Genomic DNA, 17,196 nt, shown 5'->3' on the forward strand with positions numbered 1-17,196 from the left:
CCCGGGATCCGGGGTGTTGGGTTTAGGCGGTTACACTCTGAATTCTGAAGCGCCTCTTTGCTTGGGTGACTATAGCGCAGCTAACTAACGGTCATTACCAGACTATTCTTCTAACCGAATAGCAAACCGCCCCGATCCTTTGTCGATTCGGGGCGGCAGAGGCAGCTATCGGCTACTCGGAGAATGTATCTCCGGTGCAACTAACACTGTCATTGCCGGACTGCTTGGCAACGCTCTTACCATTGATGATAATTTCGCAAGTCACCTTCTGCGACTTCGAGTAATCATCGCTGGTAACCATCAAAGTAGCTGCATCCCATCCTGTAACGGTGGATTCCTTTTCCCAGTTACCGCTAAACGCTTCGTTTGAGGTACCGCTGATAGCGCCGAACATTGCGGTCGCATCGCTTTCGGAAGTCGCCTTGTAAACGATGGTGGCTTCCTTGCTCATCTCAGCGTCAACACTGCTAACAAAGGCCGCGGTCGTAGCGGTGATGATGCCTGCAATAACGATGCTTACGACACCGAGAACAAGGCCAGCGATGGAAGTGCCTTTAGGGCGCATCTTGCGCGTAATGCCAATGATGCCAAATACAACAGCGAGTCCGCCTAGGAAGAAGGACACGATCCCGACCAGGGGGATGAATGAGAAGATCACAGCAACGATGCCGAGGACAAGGGCGGTGATGCCGAAACCGTTCCCCGTCTTGACTGGAATCGGGGCAGGGTGAGCTGGAGGTAAAGTCAATGAGACTCCTTGGGCGATGTGATGATGGTAGGTGCGTGTTTGCACCTAATAGCTGAGTTTATGCGGGGTATCTATAAATTTCTAATCGCCTAATTGTTCCTGGTTACCTGCGCCTCTCGTTGGGTCGGCATCGCAGTTCGAAACAGCTAATAAAGCGTTCCGAGTTAGCGTTGAGGGGCGGAACGGCGAATTCTATCTCCTGCTCTTGTTGGGGCGAGCTGGATATTGAAAGCTTCCTCGGGTGATGAGGATTCAGCCACGAACAGCCCTGGGGGATTCCGTGGGAAGATCTTCGAGCCACGCCAGCAAACGTTCCCCAGTCACCAGTGGTCTCGAATTTGGGTAGTGCGCTATCAGTGTTCCGGCACTAATATGCTTCCGCAGGGTGCTCTCGCTGCATCCTACGAGCATGGAGGCCTCAGTGAGCGTATAGGCAAGCGGACCAAGTTCATGACAGTCGCAACAACTGGACTTGGACACTAGAGGTCTTGACACGGTAGAACCTTTCATGGCGGTGATGCGCGATTATGTTCAGAGCGGGATTCTCTTAGTCTTTGCCGCTTGTACCGGTCGCGGGCGAAGTAACTCTTGGATCTTCCTTATGTCCTCTTCCGAATATCTAAAGCGCCGCCCGAGCCTCATGTGAGGCCATTCAAGGGTGCGGCTCTTTCGCCATACCGTTTCGAGTGAGCACCCGAATATTTCTGCGATATCTTCGGCACTGTACAGTTTCAAATTATTCCTTGGCCTGAGATGAGTTGAACTGTACAAACATACCCGTTCGGGTGGCATGTTAGGGCAAGAATTTTCGTGTCTCCACAAAGCAATGAACTAAGACTAACTTGGGTAGAAAATAGACAAATAAATGACTAACTAAGGCGGACTGTCTCGACAGTATTCGAGATAGGCGATGAGCTGCGAAGCTTCGACAATGGGGCGAGATGACGGGTACAGAGCGACGATGTAGTTGCCTCGGATAAGTTTCCGGATTGTCGTCCCACTTACCCCGATGGCAGCGCCAGCCTCATCTGCGGTATACGCAAGACGGCTCACCTTGTGGCACTCGCAGCAGGAGGGAGTACTGAAGTCTCGATCGTGTTTTGAAGCTCTGCGCAACAATTCTCGCTCTCTCAGCCAAGTATCGTCCCATGGAGAATCGGGTGAGTAAAGCGGAACGAACTCGTTGGCATAGAAATCGTTCCAACGATAAAGCTCTTCACGCAATATCACGGGTCTGCTAGTGGGATATTTGGCGCTCAGCAAGTCATGCCGGATATGGGCACGCAAAATACCGGCTGGCGCACCACACAGCGCTGCCGCGTCAGCGATATTGAGCGCGATCTTGTCAGTCCAGCGGCAAGGGCAACAGTGAGCCATATCGGGTCGTTTCGGCCGGACGCTTGGAACGAGCATTGGCCTCACCTTTCGTCAAAATGCTTCACGTGCGCTGATCGCTTCTTTCTCTAGGCAGTTGGATTGTTCATAGCCCGTCTCGTAGCGGAGGCATTCTCACGTTCTCAGCGAATGGATCAACTTCACCTGTCTCCATTTCTTCGAACGATACTTTGCGCGGAGGGTGCTTGATGTAATCCACGAGCTTGTCGAAGTCCTCCGCTGAGAAGACGATCCGACGGTTCGGGCCACGCGAATGAATGCCAGTTTCCCTGGCGGTACTGCGCACCCATGATTCTGTAAATGATGGGCCAAGGAGCTCAGCTACTTGCGAGGGCGTCATGAACACCGGCTCGAAATCCATATTTTGGTTCCTGTCGTCAGTGGCTTAGCTGCTAGTAGTAGGAACCTACATCAGTTGAGAGATCCGTGACTAGCTGATTCTTTTCAGCGCACGGCGCCACTCGGAGTCGTGCTCACGACTCCGACGCGGACGGTGATCGACAGCTGGCTTTGAAGTGATTAGGTTGAATTGTTCCCGAGTAAAGCGATAAGTTCGAGCAGAAATTTTCTGGCATTCCCATTGTCCGGAGTGGATCTTATTGAACACCATCTGCGTGGATATCTTCAGCTTTTCGGCGACTTCTTTCGGCGTAAAGAACTCTTCTCTCATGGGCACTATCCTCGTTCCTCAGGCAATGAATTGAACCACGCTTTCAGCTCGTCGGTTCCGATCACCGGTCGGCTCGATGGGTATCTGACCGCGATGTTGCCGAGGTTGATATGTGCTCGAAGCGTATCTTTTCCTATGCCGTAAGCTTCCGCAGCTTCTTGCAACGTGTAGGCCTTCTTATTGACGTGACAGGAGCAGCAGCTCAATTCTTGGCTCAAGGTCTCGCTCTCAATTCTTTGGATTGCAGAAAAGCCTTGGTTTTCGAGCCTACGATGATGCTCCGTCTATTCCAAAGAGTCTGCCGCACTTGCATCAGCATCGAATCTAAGATGGCCATAAGTGCCGATGGTTGTTGTGATCGACTCGTGCCCCAAACGATCTTGGATGGTCGGTAAGTCATTGCCAGCTTCAATGAGCATCGATGCGTGAGTGTGGCGTAAGTCGTGAGGTAATGGTCGTGCGTGAAGCCTCGGTTTTTTCCCGCCCTCTTTACTCATGAGTCCGTCCATGGCAGGCTTCCAAACGATCCGTGAGAAATAAGAGCTAGTGATCTGACCGCGAGTAGACGGTACCGTGAAAATCAGGTCGCCGTCAGCGATTCCTTCTAGCCATGGAGTGAACCGTTCAGCGGCTTTCTTGCCGATGGATACGCTGCGAGTGCCCTTGTTCGTCTTGGGGGCTCCCAACGGGGTTCCAACGTCTTTGCCAGCATGACGCTTCCAGGCCTCTCGCACGTCGATAAAGTATCGGCCACGAGTAAAGCGAATGTGCTCCGGGCGAAGCGCTGTGATTTCCCCGAAGCGCAAACCGGTATAAACCTTGAGATCGACCATCCGCTTGTAGGACTCTTCCGGCATGGAGTCAATGACGAGCTGGATTTCTTCGCGAGTCAAGAACACTGGCTCCCTGGTCCTTTTGACTGATTTAGGGGCGCGCACACCTTCGGCTACGTTTGTGGTGATACGAGGGTGATCGCGACGGAGTTCGGTCCGCAGGGAAGCGGAGAGGAGTGCGTGCACGTTCTTTTTGGTCTTAGGCGCACGTTCTAGTTCATCGAACCATGTGCGTACTTGGCTTGCAGTAAGCACGTCGACCGGTGTCTCACCGATGCTGGTTTTAGTGAAGTATATTTTGAGCATCCCGCGGTAGGTATGCAGCGTACCTGGTTCCACTTCGCCACCAAGGTTGTCCAGATGATATTCCACGGCTTCGCGCACGGTTGGAGCCGAAGACATGGAGCGGAGTTTTGCCTGCTCGGCGATCTTGAGACTATTGCCGTTCGCGTCCAGAAACCGTTTGAGGTCTTTCGCCTTGTCTTCGTCATTCTTGTATGTACGCTGTTGGAGGGTTCCGTCCGGTTCCCGCCAGATGACTCGATAACTGTAGCCGTGCTTTAGCTCTCGTCGTTGTACCGTCGCCACTTCTACCTCTATCTTGGGTGGTCCGATCCTTAAGGCAACAAATCCGGGATTTAAGGCAACAAGCCAATTTTAGATAAGAAAAAACCCCGGAATCACAAGGATCCCGGGGTTATTCTACGCGGTGACGGTGGGATTTGAACCCACGGTACGGGGTTACCGTACACAACATTTCGAGTGTTGCACCTTCGGCCGCTCGGACACGTCACCAGACCTGATAACTCTATAACGAACATCTGGCGAATGCCAAAACGAGGGGGCTCTCAACGGGCGCAAGTGGCCCGAAACACAGGTTCCCGGCTGCGCTTCAGCGCTTGGACCTGAAGAAATCGCGCAACAGGCCAGCGCATTCCTGCTCCCTGACGCGGGGATAGACCTCGACCCAGTGGTTCAGCCGCGGTTCGCGCACGATGTCGAACACCGAGCCGCAGGCCCCGGCCTTCTCGTCCCAGGCGCCGAACACCACCCGCGGGATGCGCGCGAGCACGATCGCCCCGGCGCACATGGCGCAGGGTTCCAGCGTGACCACCAGGGTGCAGTCCTCCAGGCGCCAGCCGTCGTCCTCGCCGCGCGCGGCCAGGGCTGACACCGCGTTGCGGATCGCGACGACCTCGGCGTGGGCGGTGGGGTCCTTCAGGGCTTCGCGCTCATTGCGGCCGGTGGACAGCAGCTTCCCGTCGGGGGAGATGACCACGGCGCCGATGGGGACGTCGTCGGTGGCCAGGGCAGCGCGTGCTTCGTCCAGCGCGAGCTCCATCCAGGCTTCGTGTTCACGGTTCATAGTGCTCCCACCATACGTGTTCGCAGGGCCGCGGCCGCGGCTGTGGGGTGGTTTTACTGTTCGCTTGGGCACATAATCCGGATTTCCGGCGGGGTTTTCCCCGGTTTTCCTCGATCAGGCAAAGGCCGGGCTGATAGATTTTGATGCATGCGCGTACAGGTAGTCGACCACCCGTTGGTGGCACACAAGGTCTCCGTTCTTCGTGACAAGAACACCCCGTCCTCGATTTTCCGCCAGCTGACCGATGAACTGGTCACCCTGCTGGCCTATGAGGCCACCCGCGAGGTGAAGACCGAGCAGGTCGAGGTCGTCACTCCGGTCGCCGTCACTACCGGTACCACCATCGCCAAGCCGACCCCGCTGGTCGTCCCGATCCTGCGCGCAGGCTTGGGCATGCTCGAAGGCATGACCCGCTTGGTGCCGACCGCGGAGGTCGGGTTCCTGGGCATGGCCCGCAACGAGGAAACCCTGGACATCATCACCTACGCCGACCGCGTGCCGAACGACCTGGCCGGACGCCAGGTGTTCGTGCTGGACCCGATGCTGGCCACCGGCGGCACCCTGGCCGAGGCCATCAAGTTCATCTTCGAGCGCGGCGCCAGCTCGGTCACCTGCATCTGCCTGATCGCCGCCCCGGAGGGCATCGAGCGCCTGAAGTCGATCCACGGCGGAGACGACCGCGTGCACGTGGTGCTGGCCTCGCTGGACGAGAAGCTGGACGAGAAGTCCTACATCATCCCGGGCCTGGGAGATGCCGGCGACCGCCTGTACGGCGTGACCCCGCCGATCGCCTAATTTTCCGGCTCCGGCGCAACTGAGCCGGGGCATGCAAAGGGGCTGCCCGCACCACTGGTGCGGGCAGCCCCTTTGCGTGTTGTCCGGTTCCCCTTCTGTTGGGGGTCTCCTGCCCCGCGCTAGACCGAGGCCTTGGGGGAGCGGCCCGTCGAGCCGGCGGGTTCCGCGTCCGCATCGATGAGCGGGAGCCTGACCTCGAAGACGGTGTCCCCGGGGACCGAGCGCACCGAGATGCTGCCGCCGTGGGCTTCCACGATGCTCTTGGCGATCGGCAGGCCCAAGCCCGTGGTGCCGTCCGAACCCGAGCGGGCCTTGTCCGCGCGGGTAAAGCGCTCGAAGACCGTGGGCAGGAAATCCGCGTCGATGCCTTCGCCGGTGTCGTGCACCAGCAGCACCGCCTCGTCGGTCTCCGGGTCCTGGCGGACCGTGGTGGTGACGGTGTTGCCCGGGCTGGTGTGCTTGCGGGCGTTGGCCAGCAGGTTGGTGATGACCCTGCGCAGCGAGGAAGAATCCGCGTAGACGAAGGTCTGCGGGTCCTCGCAGTCGAATTCCCAGATGTGGTCGTCCGCGGTGACCTTGAAGTCCTCGGTGATGTCCGCGGTGAGCAGCCCCAGATCCAGCTTGGTGCGGCGGAAGGAATTCTCCTCGTCCAGCCTGGCCAGCAGCAGCAGGTTCTCCACCAGGGAGCCCATGCGGTGGCTCTGCTGCAGCACACGCTCCACGGAGCGCTGCCCGTCGGGGGAGAAGTGCTCGGTCGCGGCGAGCAGCTCGGTGTAGCCGCGGATCGAGGACAGCGGGGTGCGCAGCTCGTGCGAGGCATCGGCGACGAACTGGCGCATCTGCGCCTGCGATTTCTCGCGGGCGGTCAGCGCGGTGGAGACGTTGTCGATCATCGCGTTCAGGGCGTAGCCCACGTTGCCGACCTCGGTGCCCGGGGTCGCATCCTTGTCGTCCACACGCTGGGTCAGCTCGACCTTGCCCGAGTCCAGGTCCGTGTCGGCCACCGAGGCGGCTACTCCGGCCACCCGCTTGAGGGGCGCAAGGGAGCGGCTGATCAGCCAGGAACCGGCCAGGCCCGCCCCGACGATCAGGATCATCGCGATGAACAGGGTCAGCCAGGCCATTTCGCGCAGCGCCATGTCGGTGTCGGACAGCGGCAGGCCGACCACCAGCACGGTATTGGTGCCGGCGTCCTTGACCGCCACCAGGTAGTAGTCGCCGACCGTCAGGTTCGCGCGGCGCGGATGGAAGTCGCCGGTGGTGTGCAGGTCGCTGACCGGCAGCTGCACCATCGGGATGGCGTCCTGCTGGCCCAGCTGCTTGAACTCGCCGGTTTTCTTGTCCAGCACGCCGCCGACGAAGACCAGCCGGTCGAAGCGCGCGGTGAGGGTGCCGGCCGACTGCCCGGGGGCCTCGATCCGGCCGTTGCCGGCCTCCTGCGAATAGTTCAGGGCGCGTTCGGTGGTCAGCTTGAGCTGGTCGCCCAGCTGGTCCATGAGCGTCTGGCGCATGCCGGCGTTGTAGAGCAGCCCGAGCAGCGCGGAGACTGCCGTGACGGACGTGAGAAGGATGATCATCAGCTTGCGCTGCAGCGCATGCGGCGAGCTCACCTTCGGGGTGGTGGCGAACATGCTCATGCAGCGGGCTTCAAAACGTATCCCACGCCGCGCACGGTGTGAATCATCGGTTCGGCGTCGACGTCGATCTTCTTGCGCAGGTAGGAAATGTACAGTTCGACGATGTTCGCCTGGCCGTCGAAGTCGTAGTGCCAGACATTGTCCAGGATCTGCGACTTGGACACCACGCGGCGCGCGTTGTTCATCAGGTAGGAGAGCAGGTCGAACTCGGTGGCGGTCAGCTGGATCTCGCGGCCGGCGCGCGAGACGTCGTGGGAGTCGAGATTCAGCACCAGGTCGCCGACCACCAGTTCGGCGGTGTCCGCGGTGGTGGCGCCGGAGCGCTCGACCAGTCGGTGCAGGCGGATTAGCACCTCTTCGAGGCTGAAGGGCTTGGCGACGTAGTCGTCGGCGCCGGCGCCGAGGCCCTCGATGCGGTCCTCGACGGCGTCCTTGGCGGTCAGGAAGAGCACCGGGACGTCGGGCAGGTGGGTGCGGACCTTGCGCAGCACCTCGGGACCGTCGAAGCCCGGCAGCATCCAGTCCAGGACCAGGACGTCGGGGGTGAAAGAACGTGCGGTGGCGACGGCTTCGGGGCCGTCGTGGGCCATGGTCGCTTCCCACCCGAGCATGCGGGTTCCCATGGCTACCAGTTCGGCGAGCGATGGCTCGTCGTCAACCACCAGGACCTTGATCGGCGTACCGTCCGGGTGGGTGAGTCGTGGGAGCTGGGCGGGAGAGAATCGGGAATCGTTCATGTTTAAGAGCATCCCCTATTGCCTTGGGCTGACTTTATGATTTACCTGTGCAGAAGCTATGTCCGCATGACGATTTTATGCGAGAAATTTGCAATCAGATAGCGCTTAATTTGGTCAAGGGTATGTAACGGCGAATGTTTGAAGCGTGAACATCGAATGTCAATGAATGAATATTCAGACCCTTGCATAGGGTGCGCATACTGCGCATTGATCCGAAAAATCCTGAACATATTGAGTAGTTAAGCGCTTAGATCGCCGTATTTTGCCTAAAGTGGCACACGTCACTTTCGGACACATCCGTCTCACATGGTGGACATGGGTGCTCATTGTTACTTGCAAGTTCCCAATGTTACGAGGAAACTAGAGGTGTGAGTAAGGCGCAGAGCAGAAATGGGAACCCCGGCGAGGCATCGCCGATGGCTTCCATTTGCTGTTGTCGAATGCTCGGCGTCAGCGGTACCGCATCGAATTCCTGAGTTATCGGGATTCGGTCCACGGACAGCCGCTGACGGGAAACCCAACTGCTGCTGGTGGACGAAGGCCGCTGGCAGCGCAAGCAAAACCCGAAGCATCAGCGCCAAATCACTTGGCCTTCGCACACATAGAGGAAAAGCAATATGTCGGCAGGATCCGGATACGTTCACGTTTCAATTCGCAATGCCCAGAACCGGGCAGCAGCGGCACAGCGCGCGGCCGCAGGAAGCTATGCCCCGGCAGGCTATCGCCCGCTGCGTGCAGTGTCCAACGTGCATGAAACCCGGGAACCAATGCATCAGCCGGCCGCCGCACCGGTCCAGTCGGCCGGAGCCCAGAGCACCGACACCTCGGCCCGCGGCTTCGTGCTGTACGTAGGCCTGGATGAGGCCGCAGCCCAGGCCCAGGGCACCTCGCTGGGCAAGCTGGCCACCCAGGTCCGCGCCTTCCTGGCCACCCTGTCGCCGCAGGCCCAGACGCACGCGGCCGTGGCTCTGGCACCGACCAGCGCCCAGGGCGAGCCGATCGACGTCGTGCGCCAGGCGCTGGGCGATCCGACGCTCTCCCGCCGCCCGCGCGCCGAAGCCCGCCCGAGCACCCCGCGCCCGTCCGGCGTGCTGATCGACCTTTCGCGCCGCGAGGTCTACCTGGACGGCGAGACCCTGAACCTGACCTTCAAGGAATTCGAGCTGCTGAACTTCCTGGTGGAGAACGGCACCCGCACCGTGGGCCGCGAGGAGCTGCTGGAAAACCTGTGGCGCAACGCCGACGAGGTGCCCAACGAGCGCACCATCGACGTGCACATCCGCCGCCTGCGTTCCAAGCTGGGCCGCCTGGCCAACACCGTGCGCACCGTGCGCGGCCAGGGCTACCGCTTCTACGAGCACCCCGAGGTCGTCGTCTGGGCGGCACCGGAATACTCCATCTAGTCTTCGGACGCGGCGCCCCGTCACGGGAGCCGCCAAAAGCGCGGCGGGCAAACCATTGGGTTTGCCCGCCGCGCTTGTCTTAAGCTGGGAAACATGAATGCTGCCCAAACCCGCCGACTGATCCTGATGCGCCATGCCAAGGCGGATTATCCGCTGGGCGTGCCCGACCACGAGCGCCCGCTGGCCTCCCGCGGGAACCGCGAAGCCCCCGCCGCCGGAGCCTGGCTTGTGGAGAACAACCTGATCCCCGACTACATCATGTGCTCGGACGCGCTGCGCACCCGGTCGACCTGCGCCTGGGTGCTTTCCGAGCTGGGGGAGAAGGGCCCGACCCCGTACGTCGACTCGCGGGTGTACTCCGCCCCGGTCTCCGCCTTGTGCTCGATCATCAACGAGGTGCCCGATACCGTGACCACGCTGCTGGTCATCGGGCACCAGCCGGTGCTGCAGGAGCTGGCGCTGCGCCTGGCCTCGGCCGACTCCGACGAGGAAGCCGTCTACGAGCTGGCGATGAACTACCCGACGCTGGGCACCACGGTGCTGGAGACCGCCCACCCCTATTCGCACTTGGATGCGCGCGACGCGAAGGTCACCCACTTCGCCGTTCCGCGCCCCTGAACCCCGGGGCATTGCGCGGGCGGGGGCCCTGCGGCCCAAGATGAGAAAACCCTCATGGGATTCTCCTGCCCATCTCATCGGATGTCCACGTTCGGTTAACCCCGGGCGACTTTACTGTAAATAGTCGAGCCGAACGGCCGGCCGCGGGGCGCAGGTTCCCCGTGGAAAGCGAGCAAGGAGAACCCGCCATGGGTATTGCACCAATCATCGAAGAGCACCCAACCCCGTCGGCGGCGCTGTCGAGCGTCCGCCAGGAGCTGGGCGCCCGCACCGTGGCCGCCATCCGCACCGCCTACACCACCCGCTTCGTCGGCGCGCAGCTGCAGCGCAACCCGGGCGACTTCCATCTTCTGGGCGGCGCCGCGCTGGCCCCTGCCGCCGGAGACGTGGTGGTGGCCCGCGTGACCGAGATCGGCCAGCACACCGCGCTGCAGTCCGCCGAGGGCCGCCGCCAGAAGCTGTTCATCGGCCAGCTGGTGCTCGTGGCCTACGGCGACCGCTACGCACCGGACCAGTTCCTGGCCCACGTCCCGCTGGATCTCGGCCCGTGCCAGCTGGTGGCCGGCGGCGGCGTGGCCAGCCGCGTGGAATCCATGCATGCCTCCATCGACGCGGCCACCGAGCTGGAGCCGCTGGGCCTGCTGGCCCACGACGGGCAGGTCGTGAACCTGGCCGACTTCGCCCCGCTGCAGGTGCACACCCCCTCGGCGGGCGCGAGCGCGCAGCCGGCCCGGACCGGCGTGCCGGTCATCGCGGTGCTCGGCACCTCGATGAACTCGGGCAAGTCCACCACCCTGGGCTGCCTGGTCAACGGGCTGACCAACGCGGGGCTGGACGTGGCCGCGGGCAAGGCCACCGGCACCGGTGCCGGCAACGACCCGAACCTCTTCAAGGATGCCGGCGCGGTGTCCGTCGCCGACTTCACCGACTTCGGCTACCCGACCACCTACATGGTCCGCTATGAGCAGGTGCGCGACCTGCTGGTGGCGATGATCCGCGAACAGGCAGCCACCGGCGCCGACGCGGTCGTCATCGAGATCGCCGACGGCCTGTTCCAGGGCGAGACCTCCCGGCTGCTGAACGACCCGGTGTTCTCCCTGCACGTGGACCGCGTGGTCTTCAGCGCCCAGGATGCGCTGGGCGCGTTGGCCGGCGAGCAGATCCTGCGCGCCGCCGGGCTGGACCTGGCCGCGGTCTCCGGGCGCCTGACCGCTTCCCCGCTGGCCGCTGAGGAGGCCCGCGCCAACCTGCGCACCCAGGTCATCGACACCTTCGAGCTGTGCGACCCGCAGGTCGCCACGGCGCTGCTGCCGCGCTCGTAGCCGCGGCACAGGGACTCATGGACAGGGACGCGGACATCCGGATGGGCGAGCGGGCGCGGCGCGGCAAGCTGCCGGCCCTGTGGGCCGCCGGGCGCCGGGCGGCGCTGGCGTGGCTGCTGGGCCTGGGGCTGGCCATGGGTGCGCTCACCGTGCTGCTGGCCTGGCTCACCGGGCGGCTGACCAGCGCGTTCACCGTCGCCGGGCTCTGGACGGTGCTGGGCCTGGCGCTGGCGTTCGGGCTGGGCAAGCTCGCCGAGCGGGTGCTGGCCGAGCAGCTGGGGCAGCACTATGTGGCGCAGCTGCGCGGGGGGCTGCTGAAGCAGTCGCTGACCGCCGACCGCGCCCCGGGGCTGGGCATCACCGTCGCCCGCTCCACCAACGACCTCTCCTCGGTGCGCAACTGGGTGATCCAGGGCGTCGTGCCGCTCATGGCCGGGATCCCGCTGCTGCTCTTCGCGCTGGCCGGGCTGTATCTCAGCGCGCCGCCGCTGGCGCTGGCGCTGCTGATCCCGCTGGTTCTCGAGCTGCTGCTGCTCGGGGCGCTGGCCCCGGGAGCCTACGGCGCGGCCCGCGTGCTGCGCCGGCGCCGCGGGGCACTGGCCTCGCGGATCGCCGAAACCCTGGGCGCGGCCACCGCCGTGCGGGCCGCCGGGGGTGTGGAGCGCGAGGTCGGCCGGCTGCAGGACACGGCCGCGGGCATGGCCGCCGCCGCGGTGCACCGCGCGCGCTTCGCCGGCGCCCTGCGCGCCAGCGCCCTGGCCGTGCCGCTGATGGGCAGCGTGCTGCTGGTGGGCGTGGCGTCCAGCGCGGCGCTGCCGGCCTCGGCCGTCACCAGCGGCCTGCTGCTGCTGGGCATCAGCAGCGCGGTGCTCGGCGAATTCGGGCGCATGGTCGAATACCGGCAGAACTACAAGGCCGCCCGCCGGATCCTGGCCCCGCTGCTGGCCCAGGTATCCGGCAGCGGCCCCGGCGCGGGTGAAGCGACCCGGCTGCCGGCCGGCGCCGTGGGCAACGCCCCCGACGTGGTGCGCCTGCAGCCGGCGCCCGGCCAGGATGGGAAGCGTTGGCCCACGCTGCTGGCCGGCCCGGGCGAGCGCATCGAGGTGGGCGGCGGACGGTCCGCGCAGCAGCTGCTGCACCGGCTGGCCACCACCGGGCTGGCCTCGGATCCCCCGCCCCACGGGGCCTGGGTGGGCGGTCGGAACCTCGGGCTGGTCCCCGAGCGGTCCCGGCGCCGGCTGCTGGGCGCGGCGCTGTCCGGGATGGCGCTGGAGCGCGGGCCGATCGCCCGGGCGTTGCGCTACCGGCGCCCGCAGGGAAGCCTGGACGAGGCGCTGCGGCTGGCGCAGCTGTTCGGGCTGGATGTCGACGAGCTGCCCGAGGCGGAGGCGACCATGCTGCGCCGCGGCGGCGAACCGCTGGACGACGCGCAGCGCGCCGGGCTGCTGCTGGCCCGGGCGCTGCTGGAGGAACCGGCGCTGCTGGTGCTGGACGGGCTGCCCGGGGCGCTCGCGCCGAGCGCGGCCCGCGAGGCCGGCAGGCTGCTGGCCGGCTATCCCGGGGTGCTGCTCTACCGCGGGACGCTGCCCGGGCTGCACCCCACCCGGCGCTGGGAGCCGCAGGAGCGGGGCTAGCCCGCGTCCCGGGACATGGCGCGCAGCCCGTGCACGGTGGCCATCACCGCCAGCGTATTGGTGTCCAGGTCCGTCGGCGCCGCGCTGCCCGACCGCTCGCGCGCGGTGAGCAGGGTGGCGCCGAACATCGCGCGGCCCGAGGCCTGCAGCAGCGGCTCGGGCACCTGCACCGCGCGGCGCAGCGCCGCGGTGATCAGGTCGGTGATGCGCTGCCGGAACTCCTGCACCTGCTCGCCCCACGGGCTTTCGCCGCGCTGCTGCTCGCTGACCCACAGCTGGGCGTAGGACGGGTACTCCTGCACGAAGCCGAAGGCGCGGCGCACCATCGCATCCAGCGCCGCCAGCGGATCCTCCGCTGCCGCATCCCGGCCCAGCTGGTCAAGCAGCTTCTGCGCGCCGAACTCCAGCAGCGCGCCGATCATCTTCTCCTTGGAGCCGAAGTTGTAGTAGACGGTCCCCTTGGACACCCCGGCGGCGCGGGCAATCTCCTCCACCGAGACGGCGTTGACCCCGCGCCGGCCCAGCAGCGCCATCGAGGCGGCGAAGAGCCGCTCCTTGGAATCGGTGGCGCGCACCCGCGGGCGGGCGTCGAACTGCCCGGTCATTCGCCCAGCTCCGGCTGCAGCGTCTTCAGCGTCCAGGTCTTGTGCAGGCGCACCGCCAGCAGGCTGCAGCCCAGGCCCAGCAGCGTGTAGCCGACCAGCACGCCGCCGATGGCGGAGAGCATGCCCAGATCCGCGCCGTACATCAGGTGGCGCATGCCCAGCACCACCGAGCTCATCGGCAGGATCTGGTGCAGCACGTGCAGCGGTGCGGGCAGGGTCTCCCACGGGAAGGTGCCGCCGGCGGTGACCAGCTGCAATACCATCAGCACCAGCACCACGAACTTGCCAGCGGTGCCCAGCAAGGCGTAGATGCCCTGGATCAGCGCGCTGAAGCACAGCGCCGCGAGCAGGAACAGCCCCCAGGTCAGCCACGGGTGGGCGGTGTTCAGGCCGAGCCCGAAGTGCACCACCGCGAACAGCAGGCTGGTCTGCAGCAGCGCCAGCCCCGCGAAGGGCAGCCAGCCGCCGATGGCGATCTTCCAGTCCACGCCGTTGGAGGCCAGCGCGCGGGTGGTGATCGGGCGGACCACCTGGGTCAGGATCAGCACGCCGATGAACGTCGCCAGGGTCATGAAGAACGGGGCCAGCCCCTCGCCGTAGGCATGCGCCTCGGCCTGCTTCTGCTGGGTCACGGCGACAGGGTCGCCGATCACGGTCGCCAGCTGGTCGCTGGTCCGCTCATCCGGGTCCGGGACCTGGCCCACGCCGTCCGCCAGGCCGTTGGACAGCTCGCCCGAGCCGTCCTCCAGCTGGGTGGTGCCCTCGGAGAGTTCGCCGACGCCGTCGGAGAGCTGCACCAGCCCGGAGTGCAGCGCCCCGGAGCCGTCCACCAGCGCCCCGGCGCCGGAATCCAGCTCGCCGGCCCCGGTGGCGGCGCGGGTGGCGCCGTCCAGCGCGTCGTGCTGGCCGCCGGCCAGGGTGGACGCGCCGGAAGCCAGGGTCTTGGCGCCGGCCGCCAGCTCGGAGCCGCCGTCGGCGGCCGTGGAGATGCCGTCCACCAGGGAGGGGACCGCGGCGTTGAGCTTGCCGGTGCCCGCCGAGAGGGTGCCCAGGCCCTGGGCCAGCGCGGCGTTGCCGTCGGCGACCTGCTTCGAGCCGTCGGCCAGCGTATCCAGGCTGGACTGCACGGCGCCCAGTTCGGCGCGGATCTTCGCTGCCTCGTCCTTCACGGACTGGCTCGCGGCCGAATCGTCCACGGCGGCGGAAACGTCCTTGCCGATCGTCGCTGCCTGCTCTTCGCTGAGCACCCCGGAGGCCACCAGCGTATCCAGGCGCTGGGACATGGTCTCTTCGACCTGGCCCAGGCGGTGCTTCGCGTCGGCCTGCAGCTGGTCGATCACCTCGACGGCCCCGTCGGCGGTGGCGGAGAGCTTGGCGTTGCCGTCGGCGACCTGCTTCGAACCGGCGGCCAGCTGGTCCGCGGCCTTCTTGGCGCTGTGCGCGCCGTCGTCCAGCTGCCGCACCGACTCCGGCAGCGCGGCGGTCTTGGACTCCAAGGTGTCCAGCCCGGCGGAGAGCTTCCCGGCGCCGGTGGAGAGCTTGGCGGCGCCGTCGGCGAGCGAGTCCGCGCCGTCGGCGAGCTTGCCCTGCCCGGCGGCCAGCGAGTCCAGGCCGGAGCTCAGCGAACTGGCGCCGTCCTTGAGCGCGAGCGTGCCGTCGGCCAGCTGGGAGCTGCCGTCCACCAATTTGGTAGTGCCGTCGGCCAGGGTGAGCACGCCGTCGCCCAGGGACAGGGTGCCCTCGTAGACTTGCTTGGCGCCGTCGGCTGCCTCGCCCATCGACTGGTGGATGTCCACGAAGCCGGCGATCATGGCGGAGGCGGTTTCGGTGCCGACCTCGTTGGCCACCGAGGTGCGCACCTCGCCGGCCAGGGTCTTGGCGAAGTTGCTGACCATGAAGTTGTTCGCGTCGTTGGTCAGCAGCTCGATGTCCGCCTGGGTGGCGTCCTTGAAGTCGCCCGGGGAGGTCAGCGCCGCGGAGAAGTCCTCCGGCAGGATCATCGCGAAGGCGTAGGTGCCGTCCGCGACCGCCTGCTCGGCCGCGTCGCGGGAATCCAGCTGCGCCCAGCTGAAGGTGCCGTCCTCCTCCAGCGACTCGACCACGGTGTCGCCGACCTGTTTCTTCTCGCCGTCGACGACGGCGCCGTCGTCCAGGTTGACCACGGCGGCGGTGACATTGTCCAGGTTGGACTGGGGGTCCCAGTTGGCGTAGAGGTAGAGCGCGCCGTACAGCAGCGGCACGCAGGTGATGGCAATGAGCGCGAGCTTGGGCAGCGTGCCGCGGCTCATGCGCTTGAGTTCGGAAAGCGCCAGACGCAGTGTCGTCATGGGTTAGTCCTTTGCTTGGCTGGGGTCGCTGGCCGGCTGCGGGGCCGGCGCGGGAGTGTCCTGTGGTTCCGGTTCGGCGGGCTCCGCCGGGATGTCCCCGGCGCCGACGGATTCCCCGGCCTCCGATGGCTCCCCGGCGGGCTCGCCGGGCTCGGGGTGCGGTGCTTCGGCGGTGGGCGCGGCCTGCTCGTCCTGCTCGTCCTGCTCGTCCTGCTCGTCCTGTTCGTCCGGGCTGTCCTGCTCGTCGGGTTCGGCCGGGGCCGGGTCGCCAGGGTCCTCGGAGGTTTCCTCCGGTTCGGCGTCCGGCGCCGGTTCAAGCTCTGGCTCCGGCTCGAATTCCGCGGCAGGTTCGGCCGCCCCGAGATAGGCCACCGGCCCGGCCCAGCTGTCGGGGACCCGGGCCACGGTGGCGATGACCGCGAACTCGCGGTCCGACAGGGCGAAGCGTTCCAGGGCTTCGAGCCACACCGCGTCGTCGCCCGGGTGCCGGTCGGGTGAATCCACGACCAGCAGCCTGGTCTGCGGATTTTCGGCGGCCAGCTGCGTGAGCATCTCGGTCAGGCGCACGGGGTCGACCGCATCGACCCAGTCGCCGGCGATATCGCTGTAGCCGTGCTCCGCCATCCACTTCTTGGGGTTCGGCTTGCGCCACGGCGGCGAGGGGATCAACGAGAGGTCCTCGCTGACCACGTCACGCACCTTCAGATGCGCCTCGGGATCGTTGATGTTCGGGGAATCGACCACCGCGCTGTGCTTGCGCAGGTGGGCCAGCCGGGCGCTGCCGCCCCAGGCCACGACGCCGCCGCCGGGTTTCATCCGGCCCGACAGCAGCAGCGCGAGCGCGGTGCGCGCGCCCTGCGGTTCTCCGGCCACAAGAAGCATTTCCCCGGGCGCGACGCGCAGGGAGGTGGGTGGAACCAGTTCGCTATGGCGTCCCTGGAATGAAATCGAGTCTGCAACAAGCACGTTAACGAGACTAATTGAACTGACCGGTCAGTTCAATTAGTACGAATATCTTTTGCGTCACCCTAGACGTAAAGCGCGTAATGCACTTGGATGATTCATGAGCTGTCACCGAGTGCGCCCGGGAAATTCACGGTGAATTC

General features: G+C 65.0%; 16 protein-coding genes and 1 tRNA gene. 5 read left to right on the top strand and 12 right to left on the bottom strand.

Annotation, left to right across the window (positions count from 1 at the left end):
• Positions 1-172: 172 nt before the first annotated feature.
• The 7 genes from JQN66_RS02275 to tadA all read right to left on the bottom strand — a co-directional run bounded on the left by JQN66_RS02275 (position 173) and on the right by tadA (position 5,012).
• A complete protein-coding gene (locus JQN66_RS02275) occupies positions 173-748 on the bottom strand; it encodes a DUF308 domain-containing protein (RefSeq protein ID WP_204676486.1) in 576 nt (191 codons plus the stop codon).
• Positions 749-1,279: 531 nt separating this feature from the next.
• A complete protein-coding gene (locus JQN66_RS18690) occupies positions 1,280-1,540 on the bottom strand; it encodes a helix-turn-helix domain-containing protein (protein WP_420870946.1) in 261 nt (86 codons plus the stop codon).
• A 688-nt stretch (positions 1,541-2,228) separates the two neighbouring features.
• Positions 2,229-2,504: a MerR family transcriptional regulator gene (locus JQN66_RS02285; protein ID WP_204676488.1), complete on the bottom strand. Its 276-nt coding sequence runs from the start codon at positions 2,502-2,504 to the stop codon at positions 2,229-2,231.
• A 69-nt stretch (positions 2,505-2,573) separates the two neighbouring features.
• A complete protein-coding gene (locus JQN66_RS02290) occupies positions 2,574-2,813 on the bottom strand; it encodes a hypothetical protein (protein ID WP_204676489.1) in 240 nt (79 codons plus the stop codon).
• A 284-nt stretch (positions 2,814-3,097) separates the two neighbouring features.
• Entirely contained in the window at positions 3,098-4,234 is a 1,137-nt protein-coding gene (locus tag JQN66_RS02295; protein WP_204676490.1) for a site-specific integrase, read from the bottom strand.
• Positions 4,235-4,353: 119 nt separating this feature from the next.
• Positions 4,354-4,441: transfer RNA gene (locus JQN66_RS02300), tRNA-Ser, on the bottom strand.
• 97 nt (positions 4,442-4,538) lie between these two features.
• Positions 4,539-5,012 carry a tRNA adenosine(34) deaminase TadA gene (tadA, locus tag JQN66_RS02305; RefSeq protein ID WP_188949545.1) on the bottom strand — a complete coding sequence of 158 codons (474 nt, stop codon included), beginning with the start codon at positions 5,010-5,012 and terminating at the stop codon, positions 4,539-4,541.
• A gap of 147 nt (positions 5,013-5,159) precedes the next feature.
• On the opposite strand from tadA, the gene upp reads away from it, so the two are divergent.
• The gene (upp, locus tag JQN66_RS02310; protein WP_188949543.1) at positions 5,160-5,807 is read left to right on the top strand and encodes a uracil phosphoribosyltransferase; all 648 of its coding nucleotides are present in this window, start codon (positions 5,160-5,162) and stop codon (positions 5,805-5,807) included.
• Positions 5,808-5,926: 119 nt separating this feature from the next.
• Here the strand turns inward: upp and JQN66_RS02315 are convergent, their stop codons facing one another.
• Positions 5,927-7,444 carry a sensor histidine kinase gene (locus JQN66_RS02315; protein ID WP_204676491.1) on the bottom strand — a complete coding sequence of 506 codons (1,518 nt, stop codon included), beginning with the start codon at positions 7,442-7,444 and terminating at the stop codon, positions 5,927-5,929.
• Positions 7,441-8,181 carry a response regulator transcription factor gene (locus JQN66_RS02320; protein WP_047117977.1) on the bottom strand — a complete coding sequence of 247 codons (741 nt, stop codon included), beginning with the start codon at positions 8,179-8,181 and terminating at the stop codon, positions 7,441-7,443. The genes JQN66_RS02315 and JQN66_RS02320 overlap by 4 nt, the downstream gene beginning before the upstream one ends.
• Positions 8,182-8,798: 617 nt before the next feature.
• Here JQN66_RS02320 and JQN66_RS02325 point away from each other — a divergent pair.
• The 4 genes from JQN66_RS02325 (at position 8,799) to JQN66_RS02340 (ending at position 13,158) form a co-directional block, all read left to right on the top strand.
• A complete protein-coding gene (locus JQN66_RS02325; RefSeq protein WP_188949539.1) occupies positions 8,799-9,584 on the top strand; it encodes a winged helix-turn-helix domain-containing protein in 786 nt (261 codons plus the stop codon).
• A 93-nt stretch (positions 9,585-9,677) separates the two neighbouring features.
• Complete coding sequence (locus JQN66_RS02330; RefSeq protein ID WP_204676492.1) at positions 9,678-10,202, top strand: SixA phosphatase family protein; 525 nt, start codon at positions 9,678-9,680, stop codon at positions 10,200-10,202.
• Positions 10,203-10,390: 188 nt separating this feature from the next.
• Positions 10,391-11,524: a DUF1611 domain-containing protein gene (locus JQN66_RS02335; RefSeq protein WP_239464111.1), complete on the top strand. Its 1,134-nt coding sequence runs from the start codon at positions 10,391-10,393 to the stop codon at positions 11,522-11,524.
• A gap of 17 nt (positions 11,525-11,541) precedes the next feature.
• Positions 11,542-13,158 carry an ABC transporter ATP-binding protein gene (locus tag JQN66_RS02340; RefSeq protein WP_204676493.1) on the top strand — a complete coding sequence of 539 codons (1,617 nt, stop codon included), beginning with the start codon at positions 11,542-11,544 and terminating at the stop codon, positions 13,156-13,158.
• Here the strand turns inward: JQN66_RS02340 and JQN66_RS02345 are convergent.
• From JQN66_RS02345 to JQN66_RS02355, 3 genes are read right to left on the bottom strand one after another with little or no spacing between them, the layout of a single operon-like run.
• On the bottom strand, positions 13,155-13,763 hold the full coding sequence (locus tag JQN66_RS02345) for a TetR/AcrR family transcriptional regulator (RefSeq protein ID WP_204676494.1): 609 nt from the start codon (positions 13,761-13,763) through the stop codon (positions 13,155-13,157). The two genes, JQN66_RS02340 and JQN66_RS02345, sit on opposite strands and share 4 nt — an antisense overlap.
• A complete protein-coding gene (locus JQN66_RS02350) occupies positions 13,760-16,090 on the bottom strand; it encodes a YhgE/Pip domain-containing protein (RefSeq protein ID WP_204676495.1) in 2,331 nt (776 codons plus the stop codon). The genes JQN66_RS02345 and JQN66_RS02350 overlap by 4 nt, the downstream gene beginning before the upstream one ends.
• 3 nt (positions 16,091-16,093) lie before the next feature.
• Complete coding sequence (locus tag JQN66_RS02355; protein ID WP_204676496.1) at positions 16,094-17,056, bottom strand: heme ABC exporter ATP-binding protein CcmA; 963 nt, start codon at positions 17,054-17,056, stop codon at positions 16,094-16,096.
• Positions 17,057-17,196 lie beyond the last annotated feature (140 nt).

The sequence above is a fragment of the Glutamicibacter protophormiae genome (assembly GCF_016894325.1).
Taxonomy (GTDB): domain Bacteria; phylum Actinomycetota; class Actinomycetes; order Actinomycetales; family Micrococcaceae; genus Glutamicibacter; species Glutamicibacter protophormiae.

What these genes read in the sequence shown, in the direction of transcription:
- JQN66_RS02290 (WP_204676489.1), bottom strand. Translation starts at nt 2,813, where the DNA reads ATGAGAGAAGAGTTCTTTACGCCGAAAGAAGTCGCCGAAAAGCTGAAG.
- JQN66_RS02325 (WP_188949539.1), top strand. Translation starts at nt 8,799, where the DNA reads ATGTCGGCAGGATCCGGATACGTTCACGTTTCAATTCGCAATGCCCAG.
- JQN66_RS02285 (WP_204676488.1), bottom strand. Translation starts at nt 2,504, where the DNA reads ATGGATTTCGAGCCGGTGTTCATGACGCCCTCGCAAGTAGCTGAGCTC.
- JQN66_RS18690 (WP_420870946.1), bottom strand. Translation starts at nt 1,540, where the DNA reads ATGCCACCCGAACGGGTATGTTTGTACAGTTCAACTCATCTCAGGCCA.
- JQN66_RS02330 (WP_204676492.1), top strand. Translation starts at nt 9,678, where the DNA reads ATGAATGCTGCCCAAACCCGCCGACTGATCCTGATGCGCCATGCCAAG.
- JQN66_RS02350 (WP_204676495.1), bottom strand. Translation starts at nt 16,090, where the DNA reads ATGACGACACTGCGTCTGGCGCTTTCCGAACTCAAGCGCATGAGCCGC.
- JQN66_RS02315 (WP_204676491.1), bottom strand. Translation starts at nt 7,444, where the DNA reads ATGAGCATGTTCGCCACCACCCCGAAGGTGAGCTCGCCGCATGCGCTG.
- JQN66_RS02345 (WP_204676494.1), bottom strand. Translation starts at nt 13,763, where the DNA reads ATGACCGGGCAGTTCGACGCCCGCCCGCGGGTGCGCGCCACCGATTCC.
- upp (WP_188949543.1), top strand. Translation starts at nt 5,160, where the DNA reads ATGCGCGTACAGGTAGTCGACCACCCGTTGGTGGCACACAAGGTCTCC.
- JQN66_RS02340 (WP_204676493.1), top strand. Translation starts at nt 11,542, where the DNA reads ATGGACAGGGACGCGGACATCCGGATGGGCGAGCGGGCGCGGCGCGGC.
- JQN66_RS02335 (WP_239464111.1), top strand. Translation starts at nt 10,391, where the DNA reads ATGGGTATTGCACCAATCATCGAAGAGCACCCAACCCCGTCGGCGGCG.
- tadA (WP_188949545.1), bottom strand. Translation starts at nt 5,012, where the DNA reads ATGAACCGTGAACACGAAGCCTGGATGGAGCTCGCGCTGGACGAAGCA.
- JQN66_RS02320 (WP_047117977.1), bottom strand. Translation starts at nt 8,181, where the DNA reads ATGAACGATTCCCGATTCTCTCCCGCCCAGCTCCCACGACTCACCCAC.